Source organism: Paratractidigestivibacter sp. (assembly GCF_052362415.1).
Taxonomy (GTDB): Bacteria; Actinomycetota; Coriobacteriia; order Coriobacteriales; family Atopobiaceae; genus Paratractidigestivibacter.
In genome coordinates, this window is the sequence record NZ_DAWEMK010000003.1 from 38,125 (window position 1) to 55,886 (window position 17,762).

The window sequence follows — 17,762 nt, forward strand, 5'->3', positions numbered from 1 at the left end:
CCGTTTCAGATCGGTCCGACCGTCTGCCGCGCGGTGTTCGCCGCAGGCGAGGGCGGGTTGCCCGACGCCGCGCGCGTCCACGGAGAGGTTCGGGTGGAGGACGGCCGCGAGACGTGGTCGGTCGAGGCGAGCAGCATCGAGGACGCCGCGTGCTGGGCGGTCGCCGAGGGGCTCGTGCCCGTCTTTCCGCCTGAGCTGGTAGGGGCATGGAAGTCGACGCTCGAGGGGGCGATTCGCGGTGAGTAGGGCAACGGGCGCGGGCAGGCGCGGCGCGGAGGGTTACGCGAGGACGCTGATCGACCTCGTCGGGTCCCTCACCGACGCCGGCGACTTCGTGAGCGAGCGTGCCATCGAGCGGAGGCTCGGCTGCGGGCCCGACCAGGCGCGGACCCTCTTTGCGCTGGTCCAGACGATGGGCGACTCGGACGGCATCGCGCTCTACGAGGACGAAGAGGGCCTGGCGCTCGGCGACGCCGGCGCGCGCGGGCGGCGGCTGCGGCTCACGGTCAAAGAGACCTTCGCGCTGAGCTGCGCGCTCGAGGCGCTCGGCGTGGCCGAGGACGACCCGCTGCGAGAGAAGCTGCGTGGGCTTCTTGTCGAGAAGGGAATCGACGAGGGGCTTCTTGCCCGCGTGCACACCGACGGCGAGGCCGGCCGAACCGCCAAGGTGCGCTTCGCGTGCTCGATGGCGCTCGCCCGCCACGAGGACCTCGCGTTCCTATACCGGGGCGCGGCGGACGCGGAGGAGCGGGCGCGGACGGTGGAGCCGCTCGGGCTCGAGCGCGGGGACAACGCGTGGTTCCTCGAGGCCTTCGACCTCGACCGACAGGCAAAGCGGAGCTTCCGCCTCGACCGCATGCGCGACGTGCGGAGCGCCGGGCACGCCGACGGCGCGGGCGAGAAGGTCGGCGGCGAGGCGTCCGGGCCCGGGGGAGAGAGCTGCCGTCTGGTGCGAATCTCCTTCGATGACCTGCGGTTCCTCGATCTCTTTGTGTGGCCGGGGCTCAAGATCGAGGCGCGCGACGACGCTGCCGGGACCGCGAGCGGCACCATCCCCTACTACGGCGGCACCTGGCTCGCGCGCCAGATCGCCGGCTGCGGCGGCCACGCCCGCGTCGACGACCCCGAGCTCCGCGCCCTCGTCGCCGACCACGCGCGCGCCCTTCTCTCCATCACTGGGTGACAGTCATTGCGCACAGCTTTGGGGGACACCCATCATCTGGTGCCACCCATCACTGGGTGACAGTCATTGGCTGCAGCATTCCTGGGACACCCTTGGCCCTTGCCAAGAAGCGCCCCCATCGTCCGCTTAAGGGCGATGGGGGCGCCAAGCTGCTCAGCTCTTTCATACCTGGCAATAAAGCTGCACGCAATGACTGTCGCCCGGTGTTGGTTAGAGGCAGAAGGCGGGGACGACGCCGACGCCGGACGAGACGGCGCAGTTGCGCGCGTAGCCGGGGGCGCCGTTCTCGTTGTTGGGCGCGATGTGGCAGCTCGCGTCCAGCGGGTCCGGGCTCCTCAGCCACCAACGACCGATGCCGCCGGCGACCTTATAGTGCTCGGAGTTGGCGCCCCACGTGCAGCCGAGGTCCGCGAACAGCTTGTACTGCGCACCCTCGGGGGTGTAGATGGAGTAGCGGTAGCTGCCGGAATCGAGCGTGCCGACCAGCTCGGAGTACGAGATGATCCACACCTTGTCCGCCGTGGTCTCCTGCGAGGACATGTCCGTCGCGCGGGTAGTGGTCTTGTTGACCTCGACGATCTTCGAGGCGACCTCGTCGGGAAGCTCGGACGCGAACTCGTCGTTCAGCCACGAGCGCAGCGTGGAGCTGCCCCAATCGGCGTTGCCGGAGTCGCTGACCGCGCGCTCCCCCACCGTGGAGTCGGCGATGAGCGTGATGCCGGCCTTGCCGGAGCCGTCGGCCCGCTCGTCCTGGCGGAAGCCTGCGATGCGCATCTTCACGCTCGTGCCGTCGCTGAGCTGCAGGGTCTTTGTCTGCGTTCCGTCGAGCGTGCCCGCAGCCGAGACGAGGTTGTACTTCTTTGCGATCTCGAGGCCCTCGGTGTCGCTCGACGCGGCCGCGATCTTCTGGGAGATCTGGGACAGTTCGTCCCACGAGTAGTCCTCGACCGCTTGGCGGGCGGCGAGCTCGGGTTCGGCCGGCTGCTCCGGTTGCTCCTGCTCCGGCTCGGCCTGGGTCTGCGACTGCTGCGCGGGCGCGGGAGAGGGCTTCTCGGTCTTTTGGCCCACACCGGAAAGGGCAACGATGACAAGGGCGATCACCAAGACGCCGGCGATCACGCCCGCGACGACGCCTGCGGCGGGGACGGGCATCTGACTATGGCGGCGGAGGCGGCTGGCGCTCGGGTTGAGCACCTTGCCGAAGCTGGCCGCCTCCTGCTGTTGTTGCTGCTGTTGCTTGAGCCTGCGGGCAACAGCCCCGAGGTCGCGGGTGGTCTCGGTGTCGAAGTCGTTGGCGGGCTCTTCCTGGAAAGAAGGGCCAGGCTCAGGAGCGCTGGCCTGCGCATCGGGCTGAGCCGGGAACGCCGCAGCCGGGAACTCACCGTTCTTGCCGGACCCTTCAATGGCGGCGGGCTCGACGACATCGCCGACAGCGGCGGCGTCCGCGACGGGAACGGCGGCGGCTGAGGCATCGGCTTCGTTGGATTCCTCGGCCTCGTCGACGTCATCGCACTGCGCGGCAGTGTCGGCGCCGGCCGGGGCTTCGGTCGCCTCGCCAGTGACCTCGGCGGCTCCAACCTCGGCCACATCAGGCGTGGCATCAGCTGCGGCGCCAGCGACCACCCCTTCGGCGACCGCAACCTCAGGATCCGCCTGCGCGGCCGCGGGCTCCTGCGCAGAATCCGCCCGCTCGCCCGCGCCCTCGGAAGCGATGCGCAGCTCCGCGAGCTCGTGCTCGCGGCGCTCCTTCTCTTCCTGCTGTTCCTTCCAGGCGCGTTCGGCGGCCAGGCGCTCCTTCTCCTGCCGCTCGCGCCAAGCGCGCTCGGCGGCCAGGCGCTCGTCCTCACGGTGCTGCTCCTCGACGCGGCGAGCGGCCTCGCGGACCTCGCGCTCCTTGCGTTTCTTCTCGCCGCGCTCGGCGGAGGCGGCGGTCCAGGACGAGAACACCTGGCCGAGCTTGTTCCTCGCACTGCCGATGGGGTCGTCCGACTCGTTGCGGCGCTCGATCATGCGCTCGGTGTCTTCGGGCATGCGGCCCTCGAGAGACCATGCGGAGTTCTGGGGCCAGCCGGAGGTCGAGTATCCGCTCACCGAGGTGGGCGCGGAGTTCGCTCCCGGCCGAGAAGCCCTCACCGGGCGAGGGCCGCGGCGCTGAACGTAGGTCGACCTGGGCGAGGGCGCCATGGGGACGAAGGGCACCGCGCCGATGGGCAGCGGGTCCTCGAGCTTCGTCGGAGCGGGAATCTGACTTGCGCGGTGGGCATCAGAGGAGGCATCGACTGCAGGCGCGGCGGCACCGGCATCGGCAACGTCAGCAGAGCCGGTAGCGGCCTCGCCCGCGGCGACAGCCTCGCCCGCGGCCCCGCCGTCGGCGGCAGGCTCGGCGGCCGTCGCAGGCGCGGCGCCCTTACGCCCCTCCTCCGGCTCGACCGGGGAGGCGCACATATAACAAAAACGGGCTCCGTCCGGCAGCTCGGCCCCGCACTTCCTGCAACGCATCGATACCCTCCAACGTCGCGTGGACATTACCCCTAAATGTACCTGATTATGAACGCGGCCCGCCGGTGGGCGGGCCGCGCATTCATTAATTGCTTGAACCCGTGAGAATCTGAACGGGCGTGAAGGACGTGGTTATCTGGTCCCTCAGCTCGTCTTGGAGCGTGTCATCGATGCCGGTGATCGTGCAGCTGAAGTTCACGCCGGCGCTCGACTGGGTCTTCGTCCAGATGAACGTCATGATCGACTTCACCTCGCCCGTCGGCTTGAGGAAGCCGAAGAGCTGCGAGCGCTCGATCTTGCCGTCTGTGCTCTCATGGACGTTGACGTGGTAGACCACGGTGTTGATGTTCGGGTTGAGCAGCGAGTTAACCGCGAAGGCGGTCGCCTGGACCTGCGAGCCTGCGAAGCACTGCAGCGCGTTCTCGGAGCTCGTGTCGGTGACGGACACCTCGATGCGGCCGGTGTTCTCGTCGGCCTCCTGCACCGAATAGTCCTCGGGGAACTGCGTGAAGCCGTTGCCCCACTCGACGCCGCCGCCGAGCGCGGACGCAACGGTGCGAACGTTGACGTTCTCGGAGAGGTTCGAGGTGTTCGAGCGGCGCACCAGGCCAAAGAAGACCTGCATGGCGACGACGCCCACGAGGAAGATGACCACGAAGGCGACGGCGGTCTTCGCGATGACCTTCTCGACGTTGGAGCCGGAGGGGTCGTCGGAGGACAGTGGGTCGACGTCGACGGCGTGGCCCTTCTCCTTGCGGTGGCGGCGCTCGCGCGCCGCGCGCTCCTCGTCGGTGTGGCCGGTCTCGTCAACGGTCGCAAAGAGCGCCTCCGCCTCGTCGGCGGTGAGGGCGCCCCTCTGGATGCGCGCGATTTCGTATTTCTTGGCCATGTGTTTCCCCGTAATCGAAACAGCAATGTAGTCAGTATACCGCCGGGCCGGCATCTGTGGGCCGCGCCGGGACGCCGCCCGCGTACAAAGAAGCACGGGCGGGCCTTCCTCGCGGCCTCGTGCCGGGGCTCTTTTACGCCCCTTGGGCGAACTGCATGCGGTAATACCGCGCGTAGGTGCCGCCGGCGGCGAGGAGCTCCTCGTGCGTGCCGCGCTCCACCACGCGCCCGTCCTCGACGGTCGCGATCTCGTCGGCGCCCTTGATGGTCGAGAGCCTGTGCGCGATCACGATGGTGGTGCGCCCGCGGGCTAGCTCGGAGAGCGACTCCTGCACCACGCGCTCCGACTCGTTGTCGAGCGCGCTCGTGGCCTCGTCGAAGATCAGGATCGGCGGGTTCTTGAGGAAGACGCGCGCGATGGCGATGCGCTGCTTCTGGCCGCCGCTGAGGCGCGTGCCCCTCTCGCCCACCTCGGTGTCGTAGCCGTCGGGCAGGCTCTCGATGAAGTCTGCGATGTTCGCGCGGCGGGCCGCCTCCGCGACCTCCTCGGCCGTCGCGCCGGGTTTGCCGTAGGCGATGTTCTCGCCGATGGTCCCGTCAAAGAGGTACACGTCCTGCTGCACGAGGCCGATGGCGCGACGCAGCGAGGACTGGGTGACGTCGCGGACGTCCTGCCCGTCGATGGTGATGGAGCCCGACGCCACGTCATAGAACCGCGGCAACAAGCTGCAGGTGGTCGACTTGCCGCCACCGGAGGGACCCACGAGGGCGAGGGTCTGCCCGGGGCGCACCGTCAGGTTCAGGTCGTCGATCACGGGGCGCTCGCGGGCCTCGCCGTTCTCGTCCAGCTCGACGTCGGGGTACGAGAAGCACACGCCGCGGTACTCGATGGCGCCGGGGCCGACCGCGAGGTCGGGCGCGCCGGGGGCGTCCGCCACGTCGGGCTCGGTGCGCAGGACCTCGTCCATGCGACGGAAGCCGGCGATGGCCTTCTGGTACATCTCGGTGGAGTTGACCAGGGTCTCGATGGGCGTGCAGAACAGCGAGATATACAGCGCGAACGTCGCCATGTCCGCCGCCGAGAGCTCGCCTTGGGCGACGAGCCAGCCGCCGAGCACCGCGACGACGGTGTAGAGCGCGCCCGTCATGAGGCCATAGACACCGTAGTAGCGGCCCATCGTGCCGTACATGTCCTCCTTCGAGGCGAGGTAGCGCTCGTTCGAGGCTCGGAACTTGGCAGACTCGGCCGCCTCGTTGGCGAAGGACTTGACGACGCGGATACCCTCGAGCGAGTCCTGGAGCTGCGCGTTCACGCCGCCGATCTTCTTGCGATTGTCCGTAAAGGTCGCGCGCATCGTCAGGTTCATGCGCACCATCACGGCCGCAAAGACGACCGTGACCACAAGGATCGCCCCCGCGAGCGCCGGCGAGAGGCCAAAGAGGATGACGAAGGAGCCGATGATCTCGATGGCGCAGATGATGATCCACTCGGGCACGTGGTGGGCGGCCTCGCAGATGTCGAAGAGGTCGTTGACCACGCGGCTCATCATGTCGCCCGACGAGTGCGAGTCGAAGTAGGCGAAGCCCATGCGCTCGTACTGGTCAAAGAGGTCCTGGCGCATCTGGGACTCCATGCGCGCGCCCATGATGTGGCCCTGCGCGCTCACGAAGTAGCGGCAGCCGCAGCGCACGAGGTACATGGCCACGAGGGCGGCGGCGATGACGGGAAGGGCCTGGATGATCGCCGCGGCGCCCTGCGTGAAGAGCCCGCCCGTAAGCGAGCGCAGGATCACGGGAAAGCTCAGGTCGACGCCGGCGACCACGACGGCGCACACGGTGTCGGCGATGAAGAGGCCTATGACCGGTTTGTAGTAAGCAAGAAAACGCTTGAGCACTTCTATGTTCCTCCTTCGCGCCCGGGACGCGCGGCACAACGGGGGCAGGCACCCGTTTATAAAGGTGCCTGCCCCCGTTGCTCCGCCGCCGCGAGGCGGCTTGGTTTACTGCTGGTCGGCGAGGCGACGGCCGATGGCGTCGCACAGGAGGGCGCCGACGACGGTCTTCGCGTCCTCGATGCGGCCATCGAGCACGGCGTCCACGAGCTCGGAGACCTCGACGAGGTCCACGTTGATGAACTCGTCGTCGTCCGGGCTCGACTTGCCGAAGGTCAGGCCGGTCGCCATATAGATGTGGATGAGCTCGTCGGTGAAGCCGTCCGAGCTCGCGATGGTGGTCAAGAAGGCCATCTTCTCGGCGACCATGCCGGTCTCCTCGAGAAGCTCGCGGTTCGCGCACTCCAGCGGGTCCTCGCCGGGGGCGAGCTTGCCGGCGGGGATCTCGACCGTCACGCGGCCGAGCGCCGTGCGGTACTGGCGCACGAGGCAGATCCGGCCCTCGGCGGTCAGCGCCACGACGGCGACGGCGCCCGGGTGGCGCACGACGTCGCGCAAGGCACGGCGGCCGTCGGGCAGCTCGACCTGCAGGCGGTTCACGTTGAAGATGCGGCCGGTCCAGGCCACGTCCTCGGTCAGGGGCTTCTCCGCGAGGCCCGCGTCGCGCGGGTCGTCGTCGCCGAGCACGAGCTCGCGCTCCTCGGGAGCGCCCGACACATGGTCGTGCGCGGAGCGGTCCCCGTCGTAGGTGAAGGCGGCCACGGAGTCACGCATCTCGTCGACGGCGCCCGTGAGCTCTTGGTTGTTGTTCTCTTCCTCAGCCATTCGATTCTCCCTAGCGGCCCTGGATGCAGCGCAGGCCGATGTCCGAGCGGTAGGTCTTTCCGTCGAAGTCGATCTTCTGACAGGCGGCGTACGCGAGCTCGCGGGCCTTCTCGAAGGTCGGCGCGACCGCGGTCACGTCGAGCACACGGCCGCCGTTGGTGAGCACGCGGCCCTCGTCGTCGAGTCTGGTGCCGGCGTGGTAGACGGTCACGCCGTCCATAGCCTCGGCGTCCTCGATGCCGGTGATGACCTTGCCCTTCTCGTAGGAGCCGGGGTAGCCCGCCGAGGTCAGCACGACGGACACAGCCCAGTCGTCGTCCCAGCGCACGTCGCCCGCGTCGAGCGTACCGTCGTCGCAGGCCAAAAAGACGTCCACGAGGTCCGCCTTCATGCGCGGCAGCACGACCTGGGTCTCCGGGTCGCCGAAGCGGGCGTTGAACTCGAGGACCTTCGGGCCGTCCTTGGTCAGCATGAAGCCGCCGTAGAGGCAGCCCGAGTAGGTGATGCCCTCGGCCGCGAGCTCGGCGACGACGCGCTTCTCGATGTCGACCATGGTCGCGAGCTCCTCGTCGGTGACCATGGGGACCGGGCTGTAGACGCCCATGCCACCGGTGTTCGGGCCGCGGTCGCCGTCGAGTGCGCGCTTGTGGTCCTGCGAGGTGGCCAGGGGAACGAGCGTCTTTCCGTCGGTGAGGGCCAAAAGCGAGCACTCGGGGCCTTCCATCATCTCCTCGACCACGACGGTCGCGCCCGCGTCGCCGAAGGTGCCGCCGAAGCACTCGTGGACGCCCTCGAGAGCCTCCTCGGTGGTCTGCGCCACGATAACGCCCTTGCCGGCCGCCAGCCCGTCGGCCTTGACGACGATGGGGCCGCCGACCTGGCGGACGTAAGCCGCGCACTCGTCCTCGTCGGTGAAGCTGCGGTAGGCGGCGGTGGGCACGCCGGCGCGGGCCATGACCTGCTTGGCGAACTTCTTGCTGCCCTCCATCTGGGCGGCCTCACCATTGGGGCCGAAGCACGGGATTCCCGCGGAGCGCACCGCATCGGCGACGCCCGCCACGAGCGGGGCTTCCGGGCCGATGACGACGAGCCCGATCGCGTGCTCGCGCGCCCAGCCGGCCACGGCGACGGGGTCCTCCGCGTCGAGCTCCACCTTGGTCGCCAGCCCGTACATGCCGCCGTTTCCGGGGGCCACGTAGAGCTTGCCCGCGCGCGGAGACTCGGCGAGCTTGGCCAGGATGGCGTGCTCGCGCCCACCGGCGCCCAACAGCAGGATATCGACCTTCTGGGAAGTGCTCATGGATGCCTCCAATTGAACGAAATGCAGCTAGTCGGTTTACTTGGGCGCGAGCTCCGGGTAGATGATCCCCTTGGGAAGAGGACCACCGGCGCCCGCCTCCAGGTATCGCTTGTACGGGGCGAAGGCGACGCCGGCCACATCCGCGCCCGTGTTGACCAGAATCGAGGGCGCCGTCCGGCCGCGGCCGAGGCGCATGGAGCAGAACTCGTTGGTGTCGAGCGGCTTCTCGAGCGTACGGAGGGTCTTCGAGCCGTCCATGCCCATGACGGCGTAGACGAGATCGCCCTCCTGCGCGGCGATGGAGCTCATGGCGTGCGCAGCGCGGCCGCACAGGTTCGAGAGGTCCGTCGAGCGCGCGATCGCGGTCGCCTCGCCGCGGGTGAGCAGATACAGCGTCCGCTCCCCGATGACGCGCAGGCGCAGGGAAGAAGCCCGCGCCATGAGGCCGTTCTTACGGCCGCGCAGCTCGCCGCGGACGAACGACGCCGACGACGAGGGGATGAAGAGGAACCTGACCTCGCGCGCGAGGGCGCGGGCGCGGGCGACCGCCTCCTCGAACTCGACGCCTGCCGCGCGCGCCATGGCCAGGCGCTCGACGACCATGCCGAGGCCGACCGACGCGACGCCCGCGTCGACGGTGCGCAGCACGCAGGGACCTCCCCCGAGCTCGGCGATGGCCTGCTCGGCGGCTCCCCAGCTGCCCGTGCCCGAAAGCGAGGTGCACACGGTCGCGATGTGATCGTAGCCCTCGTCGATGAGCCGCTGGTAAACACCGAGGATGCGCTCTTTGGAGAGCTTCTGGACCTCGGCGGACTTGTGCCGCGTGATCAGCGCCGTAGCCTCGTCGCGGTCGGCATCGTCCATGAGGACGCGGCCGCCGGCCTCGATGCCCAGCGGGACACACACGACCTCCAGCCTCGAGAGGATCTCGGGCGGGAGGTCGCAGGTGCTGTCGCAGACTATGGCGAAGGATTTGCGCGTCACGGGTGAGCGGTGCCTCTTACTTCCAGAAACGGTTGATGGTCTGCTCGCGGTCGGGGCCGACGGCGACGAACGAGACCTTGACGCCGCTGAGCTCCTCGATGAGCTTGATGTAGTCCTGGGCGTTCTTCGGGAGCTCGTCGAAGGACTTGCAGCCGGTGATGTCCTCGGTCCAGCCGGGGACCTCGATGTACTTGGGCTTGGCCGCGTCAAAGAGGGCGCGGTGCTCGGGGACGGTCGTATACTCGACGCCGTCGCAGTCGTAGGCGGTGCAGACCTTGATGGTGTCGAGGCCCGTGAGCACGTCGAGCTTGGTGATGGCGAGATCGGTGAGGCCGTTGACCTGCGCGGCGAACTTGGTGACGACGGCGTCGTACCATCCGCAGCGGCGCTTGCGGCCCGTGGTCACGCCGTACTCATGGCCGGTCTCGAGCAGGAACTTGCCCACGCCCTCGTCGAGGTCGAGCTCGGTCGGGAAGGGGCCGGAGCCGACGCGGGTGAGGTAGGCCTTCGCCACGCCGAGGACGCGGTCGATGTTGGTGGGGCCGACGCCCGAGCCGGTGACGGCGCCGCCGGCGGTGCAGTTGGAGGAGGTCACGAACGGGTAGGTGCCGTGGTCGATGTCGAGCATCGTGGCCTGGGCGCCCTCAAAGAGGATGCTCTTGCCCTGGGCGAGCTCCTCGTTGAGCAGCTTGCCGCTCTCGACGATGTGCGGGTTCAGGCGCTCGGCGTAGGCGGCGAACTCCTCGCAGACGGCGTCGACGGAGTAGGTCGGCAGGCCGTAGACCTTCTCGAGGATGGGGTTCTGGTAAGCGAGGGACGCCTCGACCTTCTCGCGGAAGCGGGCGGGGTCGAGCATGTCCTGCATGCGCAGGCCAGTGCGGTTCATCTTGTCCATGTAGCAGGGGCCGATGCCGCGCTTCGTGGTGCCGATGAGGTTCTTGCCGAGGTTCTTCTCGTGCGCGCCGTCGAGGTCTTTGTGCCAAGGCATGACGATGTGCGCGTTGCCCGAGATGCGCAGGCCGGCGCAGTCGAGGCCCTCGGCCTTGAGGTGGTCGATCTCCTCGAGGATGACGGTCGGGTCGACGATGCAGCCGTTGCCGATGACGGAGAGGACGTCCTTGTGGACGATGCCCGACGGAATCTGGTGAAGGGCGAGGTGATGGCCGTTCGCGACGACGGAGTGGCCGGCGTTCGCGCCGCCGCCGTAGCGGCAGACCACGTCGAAGTCACCGGAGATGAGGTCGGTGATCTTTCCCTTGCCCTCGTCGCCCCACTGGGCACCCACAAGCACTGTTGCGGACATGTGCATCCTCTCTTTGAATTGAGACATACAGGCTGATTATAGCAGCGCCCGCCGCTGGACGGCGTCTAGTCCTCGTAGTGGTTGTCGATCTCGACGAACTTGGTGGAGCTGGCGAGGAAGGTCAGCGGCACGTCCGCGAGCGAGCCGGAGCGGTTCTTGGCGATGATGAAGGTCGTCTCGCCGACGGCGGGACGGTCCTCACGGGCAGCCTCTTCCTCGTTCATGGAGCGGTCGAGGAAGCAGACGATGTCGGCGTCCTGCTCGATGGAGCCGGACTCGCGCAGGTCCGAGAGCTGCGGGCGCTTACCGGTTCGGTTCTCGACGGTACGGTTGAGCTGCGACAGCGCGACCACGGGGACGCCGAGGTCCTTGGCCATGATCTTGATGCCTCGCGACATCTCGCCGACCTCGGTGGCGCGCGAGTCGGCGCGGTGCCCGCCCTGCGGCGGCGAGACGAGCTGCAGGTAGTCGAGGACCACGATGCCGAGCTTCTTTCCGCGGAGCATGCGACGAGCCTTGGCTCGCACCTCGGTCACCGTGGTGCCGGGGGTGTCGTCGATGACGATGTCGAGCTGGCTCAGCTGGTTGACCGCCTCGAGGATCTGCGGCCACTGGTCGTCGCGGATGCGGGCGGAGCGGATCTCCTGCAGCCCGATGCGCGCCTCGGCGGCGAGCAGGCGCTGCGCGATCTCGGCCTTGGACATCTCGAGCGAGAAGAACGCGACGGAGGCCCCGTGGTAGGCGGCGTTCGTCGCGAGGTTCAGGGCGAAGGAGGTCTTGCCGACGCCCGGTCGGGCGCCGAGGACGATCATCTGGCCGGGGCGCAGGCCGAGCAGGCACTCGTCGATCTTCGGGAAGCCGGTCTGGACGCCGAGGGTCTTCTCGCCGGCCATCGACTGCTCCTCGAGCTCCTCGTAGAGCTCGCCCATGATCTCCTCGAGCGACTGCTCACTTTGGCGCACGTCGCGGTTGGTAACGTCGAGCAGGAGCTTCTCGGCGCGGTCGACGACCTCCTTGGTGTCCTCGGGGGCGTCGAAGGCCAGCGCTGTGATCTGGGCCGAGGCCTGGATCATCTTGCGCAGCGTGGTGTCGCGGTGGAGCATCTCGATATAGCGGCGCCAGCCGACGAGGGCGAGCGAGTTGTTGCCCAGGCCGAGGAGGAACGATCGGCCGCCGATGCGCTCGAGGTCGCCCTGGGTGCGCAGCTGGTCGGCGAGGCTGATGGCGTCGATGGGGCGGTTCTTGTCGAACATCTCGCGCATGGCGACGAACACGATGCGATTCGACGGGTGGAAGAAATCGTCCGGCGTCAGGCCGATCAGGCACTCCTGCAGCGCCTCGGCGCTGATCATCATGGCCGAGAGGACCGAGGACTCCGCCTCGAGGTCCTGGGGCATGTCGCGCCCCTCCTCCATCGTCATCTTCGTCGGGTTGATTCCGTAGTCGTCAGCCACCGTCTGCCTTTCGTCGTTTGCGTGAGCCTTATTCTACCGATTGCGTATGGGGAGGTTGTCTTCCGCCGCAGCGGCGTGTTCCGAGGAGTTTCAACACGTGCTCGAGGGTTTAAGCGGGGGTTATTCCAGTTTTCAACGTTTTCAACATTAACCCGCGGCTTACAGAACCACAGTTTTCAACATGTTTTCGACATTCGGCATATCCCCAGCTAAGAAGCCTGAGCATCCGTTCGCCTTCCCGCACAGATTTGACCACTGATGCAAAACCGCAGGTAGACGGCTTGAGTTTGCGCTTCGCAAAAGAAAGCCCCAGAAGACCACTTGGTCCTCCGGGGCTCATGTGCGCTATGCCACCCGACCTCGACTTCTATGTAAGCTAGGCGCTTACCTGCGGGTTTTGTAGAAAACCCCAGCTAGATGCCGAGCCGTGTAAACAGTGGCTACTCGGCGACCTCAGCGGTCTCCTCGGAAGCCTCGGCCTCGTCGGCCTCGGTCTCCTCGGCAGCCTCCTCAGCCTTGGCCTCCTCGGCCGTGACGCCGACGAGGACGGTGACCTCGGCGGTGATGTCGCGGTAGAAGTTGACCGGGACCTTGTGGGCGCCGACGCTCTTGATGCCGTTGCCGCGGCCGACGCGCTTGCGGTCGACCTCGGTGCCGAGCTGAGCCTCGATCGCGTCGGCGACCATGGCGGCGGTGACGGAGCCGAAGAGCTGGCCCTCCTCGCCGATCTTGGCGTCGACGGTCACGGACTTGCCGTCGATGGCGGCCTTGAGGGCCTCCGCCTTGGCAATACGCTCGGCCTCGCGCTTCTCGATGTTCTTGCGGCGCTGCTCGAGCTGCTTGATGTTGCCCGGGGTGGCGGGCTGGGCCTTCTGGTTGGGGAACAGGAAGTTCTCCGCGAAGCCCTGAGCGACCTCTACGATGTCGCCCTCGCCGCCCTTACCCCGAAGCTCCTCCAGGAGGATGACTTTCATGGGATACTCCTTCGTCGGTCGGCTCTCGCCGACCCTTAATCCTGCTTCGGTTCGTCCTGGATCGCATGGCGCTGCTCACCGCGCGGAAGCCGGCGGAAGTTGCTCCAGATATCCAGGAGTCCCACGACGCTCATTACGATGAACTGCACCTCGAGATACAAGGCCGCCAGGATCGCGAGCCGAGCGGCGAATGCGGGGGTCTTGCGATTCCGCATGTGCCACACGAGGACCGCGAGGCCCTGCGCCGCCAGCGCGTACCGCACGGTCAGCAGGGCATTGCCCGAGACCATGAGGACGACGTTGCCGAAGGTGTCCTGGTGGGTGTACCAGGCCACGCATCCGGCGAGGGCCGCGACGAAGACCGCGACGACCCAAAGCGGCAGGTCGAAGAGACCGAAGTCCGGCCACTCGACCCTACGGCTGCGCAGGCGGCGGGCGGCGAGCCCTGTGCCTGCGAACGCGCAGAGGAACTCGAGCATCGACTCGGTCGAGAACGCCGCGGGCCAGAAGGTCCGCACCGCCCACTCCACGAGCGATCGGCTGGAGGCGTCGACGCCGGCAGCCTCGAGGGCCTGCAAGTTGCTCACAAGCACCTCGATGAACGAGTCGCCCACCCTCGTGCCCGCCATCATCGCCGATGCGGCCGCCGACCCGATCTGGGCCGCCGCCGTGATCGCGACGATCGCGCACGCGACCCCTGGGCGCATCCGGCCCTTCTCGACCGCGAGGGCCGATCCGAGCGAGAGCGCGCCGACGATCAGCGCGTCCGGCACCGCGCCGGCGCCAATGAAGGCGCCGCCGATGCCGCAGGCAACGAGCGTGCCGGCGGCGATGAGGGCATGAGCGCCCCTACCCCTGCCGGCGCCTGCACACAGGGCACCGAACCCCATGAGCAGGCAAGCCAACGGCGGCACGCTTGCCGCCGATAAAGCCCCTGCGACGCAAAGGACGCATGCGAGGACGAACGGCGTCTCCTTGGGACCGTTTTGGCGCTGGTCCTTCCAGAGCGTAAGCCCGCCCTCCTGCTGGGGTTCTCCTGCCCCGTGCATCCCCTCGGGAACGGGGGGAAGCCCGTTGTCATGCGAGAAACCCAAGCTCAAACGCCCTTTCTCGAAGCGGTTCCGATTACTAACCGCGGTTACGGCCGCCGCGGCTGGAGACCACGGGGACGGTGTAGGGCAGAAGGGCCATCTCGCGGGCGCGCTTAATCGCGTTGGCGATGTCCCTCTGGTGCTGCGTGCAAGCGCCAGTGACGCGGCGCGGCTTGATCTTGCCGCGATCGGTCATGTACTTACGAAGAAGCTGCGTGTCCTTGTAATCGATGAACGCAGTCTCCTCCTTGCAGAACTGGCAGAACTTGCGACGCGGCTGGCGCGAAAAATCTTGCTTCTGCTGAGCCATGTCTATGTTGCCTTTCGTATGGCGACCGTAGGTCGCCGGTGTTTAGAACGGGATGTCCTCGTCGTAGACGTCCGCCGGAGGCGGGGTCTGGACGGGACGGGCAGCCGGCGCAGGCGCCGCATACGCGGGAGCCGAGGCCTGGTAGCCCTGGTTGACCTGGGCGTATTGCTGCGGAGCGGGGGCCTGATAGCCCTGACCCTGCTGCTGGCCGTTCCTCGAGGAGAGGAAGTCGAGGTCATCGACGACGACCTCCAGCTTGCTGCGCTTCTGCCCGTCCTTCTCCCAGGACGAGTAGCGGAGCTTGCCCTCGATGGCGACCTTGGAGCCCTTGGAGAGGAAGCGCGAAAGCGGTTCGGCGCGGGCGCCGAAGACGACGCAGTCGACGAAGTTCGGGTAGTCCTCCCAATCGCCGGTCTGCTGGTTACGCCTACGGTCGTTGACGGCGACCCCGAAGTGCAGGATCTGCGTGCCGTTCGTCGTGGCGCGGAGCTCGGGGTCCCTCGTGAGGTTGCCCGTGATCATCACCTTGTTGATGCTCATTTGACTCACTCCCTCTTCGTGCAGGCCTCGGCCTGCGCCTCCATGCTTAGTCCCTGTCCTCGCGGCGCACGATCATGTGGCGCTTGACAGCGTCGTTGATGCGCAGAACTCGGTCGAGCTCGGCGATCTGCGTGGGGTCTGCGTGGAAGTTGATGAGAGTGTAGTCACCCTCGGTGAGGTCGTCGATCTCAAAGGCGAGCTTGCGCTTGCCCCAGTCCTCGACGTTGTCGATGGTGCCGCCGTCGGTCGTCACAGCAACCTCGATGCGCTTCATAGCGCCGGCGCGCTGCTCCTCGTTGGACGCGGGATCGACAAAATACAGCAGTTCATAAGCCTTCATGTGGTCACCTCCTCTGGGCTGATGGCTCCGGGAAGTGAAGGTGCACCCGGAGCAGGAAAGTTCCGAAGGAGGATGTTAACACACGCCGGCGCGATTTCTCGCAAAGAACCTGCTAATGCTTCGTTTTTCCTCGAATTCGGCCTCCACGCCGCCCTTCTTTATAGACGAGACGAGCGTAACAGAGCCGCGGGACAACAATCCTTCCCGTGCCTTCCGTGAACCTTTCGGGTGTCTTTCCGCTGGTTAACAGGGTTTTCTACAATCTAAAGGCCAAGGCCCCCGGTGCTGTTCGGTCAGCTCCGGGGGCCTTGGGGGCTCGCTCATTGTTTCTCCACGACCGCCTAGGCGAGCGGGTCGTTTTCGTCGGCGGAAGGCTCCTGGTCGCCCTCATTCGGAAGCTTCCCGACAGGAGCCGCCGCGATAGGCGTCACCTCGATGATGCCATCGTCAGAGTTTTCATCATCCCGCAGGTCAGGGGCGGCATCCGATTCATTCTCCTGACCGGAGGCGGCATCGGCGGCGCATCCGTCCCCGCCGTCCTTGCGCATCGGGGCTCCGCAGTTGGGGCAGAACCTCGACGCGGACGGAACCTCGGCGCCGCAGCTCGGGCACGCGAGCGGCATGGGCATCCCCGCCACCGGCGGCACAGGAACGTCTGCCGCGGGCGCCTCGGGAACGACCGGCTCGGGCAGCGGGTCCTCGTCCCTACCCCAAGCGGGCACGTTGAACTGGCGCAGCCACAGTGCGACGCCGCAATAGCTCAGCAGGTTCACAAAGACGCCCGAGACGAGCGCGAGCACCGCCGTGATCAGGATCGCGGGCCCGAACTGCTGGAAGAGATAGCCTACGACCTCGAGCGCGAGTCGGGCCTCCTCTGCCTCGGTCATGTAATAACCGTAGCCGCCGCTCACGTAGTCGCCGAGGTCCATAAAGAAGCCGATGGAGCCGATCGCGGCGGGCACAAAGAGGAAGAGCGCAACCACCACGACGATGACGCCGGCGACGAGGCTGATCAGCCACACGCGCAGAAGCCCCCACGGGTCGTGGGAGCCCATCTGCCACAGGGTCGGGGCGCGGTAGCCGGCCTTGAAGTTCTGGTACACCGTGGCGCGAACAGCCGCGACCATGACGAGCATGCCGACGAAGATCATAAAGACGCCCCACGCGAAGCTCAGGAGCTCGCCGACCCACGGGAGGTTGCCGAGGATCCCGCCCACGAACGCGGCGACGATGTTCCAGCCCACAAAGACGACCGCGCCGCGCCAGCCGGATTTAATGAGCTGGCCGACCTTCACGTGACGGGAAGGGGCCTCGGTCGAGCCCCAAGCCACCCGACGTGCCCACTCGAGGCAGTACCCGAACACGGCAAGCGGGCCCACGATGGGCACGAGCGAGGCGAGCGCGCACAGGGCGACCGGTTTCCACCAGCCCTTCTCTTGAGTGAGCATTGCCCAAGCACGGCTAAAGTAGCAGTCCTTCTGGAACCCGCTGAGGTTGGCTTCGTTAGACATGATTCTCCCATCTGCAGAGGTTACACAGAGCATACCCCACGAGCCTGAAACCTAACCAGAACCTGCTGGTTACGGCATGCGCGCCATCGCAACATACGATTGCGACGGCTCGGTTGAGACGCGGAAAGCAGCGAGACGGACCCTTATTTGCACAAAAAAGCCCCGGCGCGAACGCCGGGGCTATTCAATCAATGGCGGAGGAGGAGGGATTCGAACCCTCGTACCCCGAAGGGTAAACGGTTTTCGAGACCGCCGCATTCAACCACTCTGCCACCCCTCCGTAAGGGCGACGGGGGCCCGAAGGCCCCCGTTAAAGATTCTGGCGGAGAGTCTGGGATTTGAACCCAGGATACGCTTTAGACGTATACACGATTTCCAATCGTGCTCCTTCGGCCACTCGGACAACTCTCCAGTTGAAGTGGTGCGGGGGTTATTGTAACGGAAGATTCGGCGCGACGCCACTTCTTTTTTGATTATCTTGCTAGGATTGTTGAGAATTCTGCACATCTTCCGCTTCAGGAGTCTGATGTTCACCTTATACGCCCAAACAAGCACCCAGATCGCCATGAGCCTTCCGGCTTGGCTTGACCTCGCCTCCGTGAACGTCGGCGGAATCTCGGGGGCGCTTGTTGACAAAGAGCGCAAGCTCGACCCCATCGGCTTCATCG

At 66.9% G+C, this 17,762-nt stretch carries 16 protein-coding genes and 2 tRNA genes; 2 read left to right on the forward strand and 16 right to left on the reverse strand.

The features are described 5' to 3' along the window. Together ACT84W_RS00805 and ACT84W_RS00810 are read left to right on the forward strand one after the other, a co-directional pair. On the forward strand, positions 1 to 246 hold a 246-nt coding region (locus ACT84W_RS00805; protein ID WP_444327890.1), incomplete at its 5' end, for a hypothetical protein. Then, a complete protein-coding gene (locus tag ACT84W_RS00810; RefSeq protein ID WP_444327891.1) occupies positions 239 to 1,183 on the forward strand; it encodes a WYL domain-containing protein in 945 nt (314 codons plus the stop codon). The genes ACT84W_RS00805 and ACT84W_RS00810, both read left to right, overlap by 8 nt. Before the next feature lie 210 nt (positions 1,184 to 1,393). Here ACT84W_RS00810 and ACT84W_RS00815 read toward each other — a convergent pair whose 3' ends face one another. From ACT84W_RS00815 to ACT84W_RS00890, 16 genes are all read right to left on the reverse strand, one after another. Then, complete coding sequence (locus ACT84W_RS00815) at positions 1,394 to 3,682, reverse strand: DUF6273 domain-containing protein (protein ID WP_444327892.1); 2,289 nt, start codon at positions 3,680 to 3,682, stop codon at positions 1,394 to 1,396. An 85-nt stretch (positions 3,683 to 3,767) separates the two neighbouring features. Then, the gene (locus tag ACT84W_RS00820) at positions 3,768 to 4,571 is read right to left on the reverse strand and encodes a hypothetical protein (RefSeq protein ID WP_432290598.1); all 804 of its coding nucleotides are present in this window, start codon (positions 4,569 to 4,571) and stop codon (positions 3,768 to 3,770) included. Positions 4,572 to 4,704: 133 nt separating this feature from the next. Then, positions 4,705 to 6,465, reverse strand: coding sequence for an ABC transporter ATP-binding protein (locus ACT84W_RS00825; protein WP_417575247.1), 1,761 nt, complete (start codon positions 6,463 to 6,465; stop codon positions 4,705 to 4,707). 105 nt (positions 6,466 to 6,570) lie between these two features. Continuing rightward, positions 6,571 to 7,236, reverse strand: coding sequence for an NUDIX domain-containing protein (locus ACT84W_RS00830; RefSeq protein WP_417575286.1), 666 nt, complete (start codon positions 7,234 to 7,236; stop codon positions 6,571 to 6,573). A gap of 61 nt (positions 7,237 to 7,297) precedes the next feature. Continuing rightward, the gene (gene purD / locus ACT84W_RS00835) at positions 7,298 to 8,587 is read right to left on the reverse strand and encodes a phosphoribosylamine--glycine ligase (RefSeq protein ID WP_432290600.1); all 1,290 of its coding nucleotides are present in this window, start codon (positions 8,585 to 8,587) and stop codon (positions 7,298 to 7,300) included. Positions 8,588 to 8,623: 36 nt separating this feature from the next. Further along, positions 8,624 to 9,571, reverse strand: coding sequence for a DegV family protein (locus ACT84W_RS00840; protein WP_417575245.1), 948 nt, complete (start codon positions 9,569 to 9,571; stop codon positions 8,624 to 8,626). Positions 9,572 to 9,587: 16 nt separating this feature from the next. Beyond that, on the reverse strand, positions 9,588 to 10,874 hold the full coding sequence (locus ACT84W_RS00845; protein WP_417575244.1) for an adenylosuccinate synthase: 1,287 nt from the start codon (positions 10,872 to 10,874) through the stop codon (positions 9,588 to 9,590). 65 nt (positions 10,875 to 10,939) lie between these two features. Further along, positions 10,940 to 12,295 carry a replicative DNA helicase gene (gene dnaB / locus ACT84W_RS00850; protein WP_417575285.1) on the reverse strand — a complete coding sequence of 452 codons (1,356 nt, stop codon included), beginning with the start codon at positions 12,293 to 12,295 and terminating at the stop codon, positions 10,940 to 10,942. Between the two features lie 473 nt (positions 12,296 to 12,768). Continuing rightward, positions 12,769 to 13,302 (reverse strand): 50S ribosomal protein L9, encoded by a 534-nt coding sequence (rplI, locus tag ACT84W_RS00855; protein ID WP_417575243.1) that lies wholly within the window; start codon positions 13,300 to 13,302, stop codon positions 12,769 to 12,771. A 35-nt stretch (positions 13,303 to 13,337) separates the two neighbouring features. Then, positions 13,338 to 14,216 (reverse strand): DUF2232 domain-containing protein, encoded by an 879-nt coding sequence (locus tag ACT84W_RS00860; RefSeq protein ID WP_417575242.1) that lies wholly within the window; start codon positions 14,214 to 14,216, stop codon positions 13,338 to 13,340. Positions 14,217 to 14,430: 214 nt separating this feature from the next. Continuing rightward, positions 14,431 to 14,703 (reverse strand): 30S ribosomal protein S18, encoded by a 273-nt coding sequence (gene rpsR, locus ACT84W_RS00865; RefSeq protein ID WP_321970603.1) that lies wholly within the window; start codon positions 14,701 to 14,703, stop codon positions 14,431 to 14,433. 42 nt (positions 14,704 to 14,745) lie between these two features. Further along, positions 14,746 to 15,243 carry a single-stranded DNA-binding protein gene (locus ACT84W_RS00870; protein ID WP_417575241.1) on the reverse strand — a complete coding sequence of 166 codons (498 nt, stop codon included), beginning with the start codon at positions 15,241 to 15,243 and terminating at the stop codon, positions 14,746 to 14,748. Positions 15,244 to 15,289: 46 nt separating this feature from the next. Continuing rightward, a complete protein-coding gene (gene rpsF / locus ACT84W_RS00875; protein ID WP_417575240.1) occupies positions 15,290 to 15,583 on the reverse strand; it encodes a 30S ribosomal protein S6 in 294 nt (97 codons plus the stop codon). A 341-nt stretch (positions 15,584 to 15,924) separates the two neighbouring features. Beyond that, the gene (locus ACT84W_RS00880; protein ID WP_444327893.1) at positions 15,925 to 17,094 is read right to left on the reverse strand and encodes a DUF4013 domain-containing protein; all 1,170 of its coding nucleotides are present in this window, start codon (positions 17,092 to 17,094) and stop codon (positions 15,925 to 15,927) included. Between the two features lie 192 nt (positions 17,095 to 17,286). Then, positions 17,287 to 17,374: transfer RNA gene (locus ACT84W_RS00885), tRNA-Ser, on the reverse strand. Positions 17,375 to 17,414: 40 nt separating this feature from the next. Beyond that, positions 17,415 to 17,505 (reverse strand) — tRNA-Ser (locus ACT84W_RS00890). Positions 17,506 to 17,762: the final 257 nt, after the last annotated feature.

Excerpts from the sequence above, each read along its gene's own strand:
- ACT84W_RS00815 (WP_444327892.1), bottom strand. The coding sequence starts at position 3,682 with ATGCGTTGCAGGAAGTGCGGGGCCGAGCTGCCGGACGGAGCCCGTTTT.
- ACT84W_RS00820 (WP_432290598.1), bottom strand. The coding sequence starts at position 4,571 with ATGGCCAAGAAATACGAAATCGCGCGCATCCAGAGGGGCGCCCTCACC.
- ACT84W_RS00830 (WP_417575286.1), bottom strand. The coding sequence starts at position 7,236 with ATGCGTGACTCCGTGGCCGCCTTCACCTACGACGGGGACCGCTCCGCG.
- purD (WP_432290600.1), bottom strand. The coding sequence starts at position 8,587 with ATGAGCACTTCCCAGAAGGTCGATATCCTGCTGTTGGGCGCCGGTGGG.
- ACT84W_RS00845 (WP_417575244.1), bottom strand. The coding sequence starts at position 10,874 with ATGTCCGCAACAGTGCTTGTGGGTGCCCAGTGGGGCGACGAGGGCAAG.
- dnaB (WP_417575285.1), bottom strand. The coding sequence starts at position 12,295 with ATGACGATGGAGGAGGGGCGCGACATGCCCCAGGACCTCGAGGCGGAG.
- rplI (WP_417575243.1), bottom strand. The coding sequence starts at position 13,302 with ATGAAAGTCATCCTCCTGGAGGAGCTTCGGGGTAAGGGCGGCGAGGGC.
- rpsR (WP_321970603.1), bottom strand. The coding sequence starts at position 14,703 with ATGGCTCAGCAGAAGCAAGATTTTTCGCGCCAGCCGCGTCGCAAGTTC.
- ACT84W_RS00870 (WP_417575241.1), bottom strand. The coding sequence starts at position 15,243 with ATGAGCATCAACAAGGTGATGATCACGGGCAACCTCACGAGGGACCCC.
- rpsF (WP_417575240.1), bottom strand. The coding sequence starts at position 15,583 with ATGAAGGCTTATGAACTGCTGTATTTTGTCGATCCCGCGTCCAACGAG.
- ACT84W_RS00880 (WP_444327893.1), bottom strand. The coding sequence starts at position 17,094 with ATGTCTAACGAAGCCAACCTCAGCGGGTTCCAGAAGGACTGCTACTTT.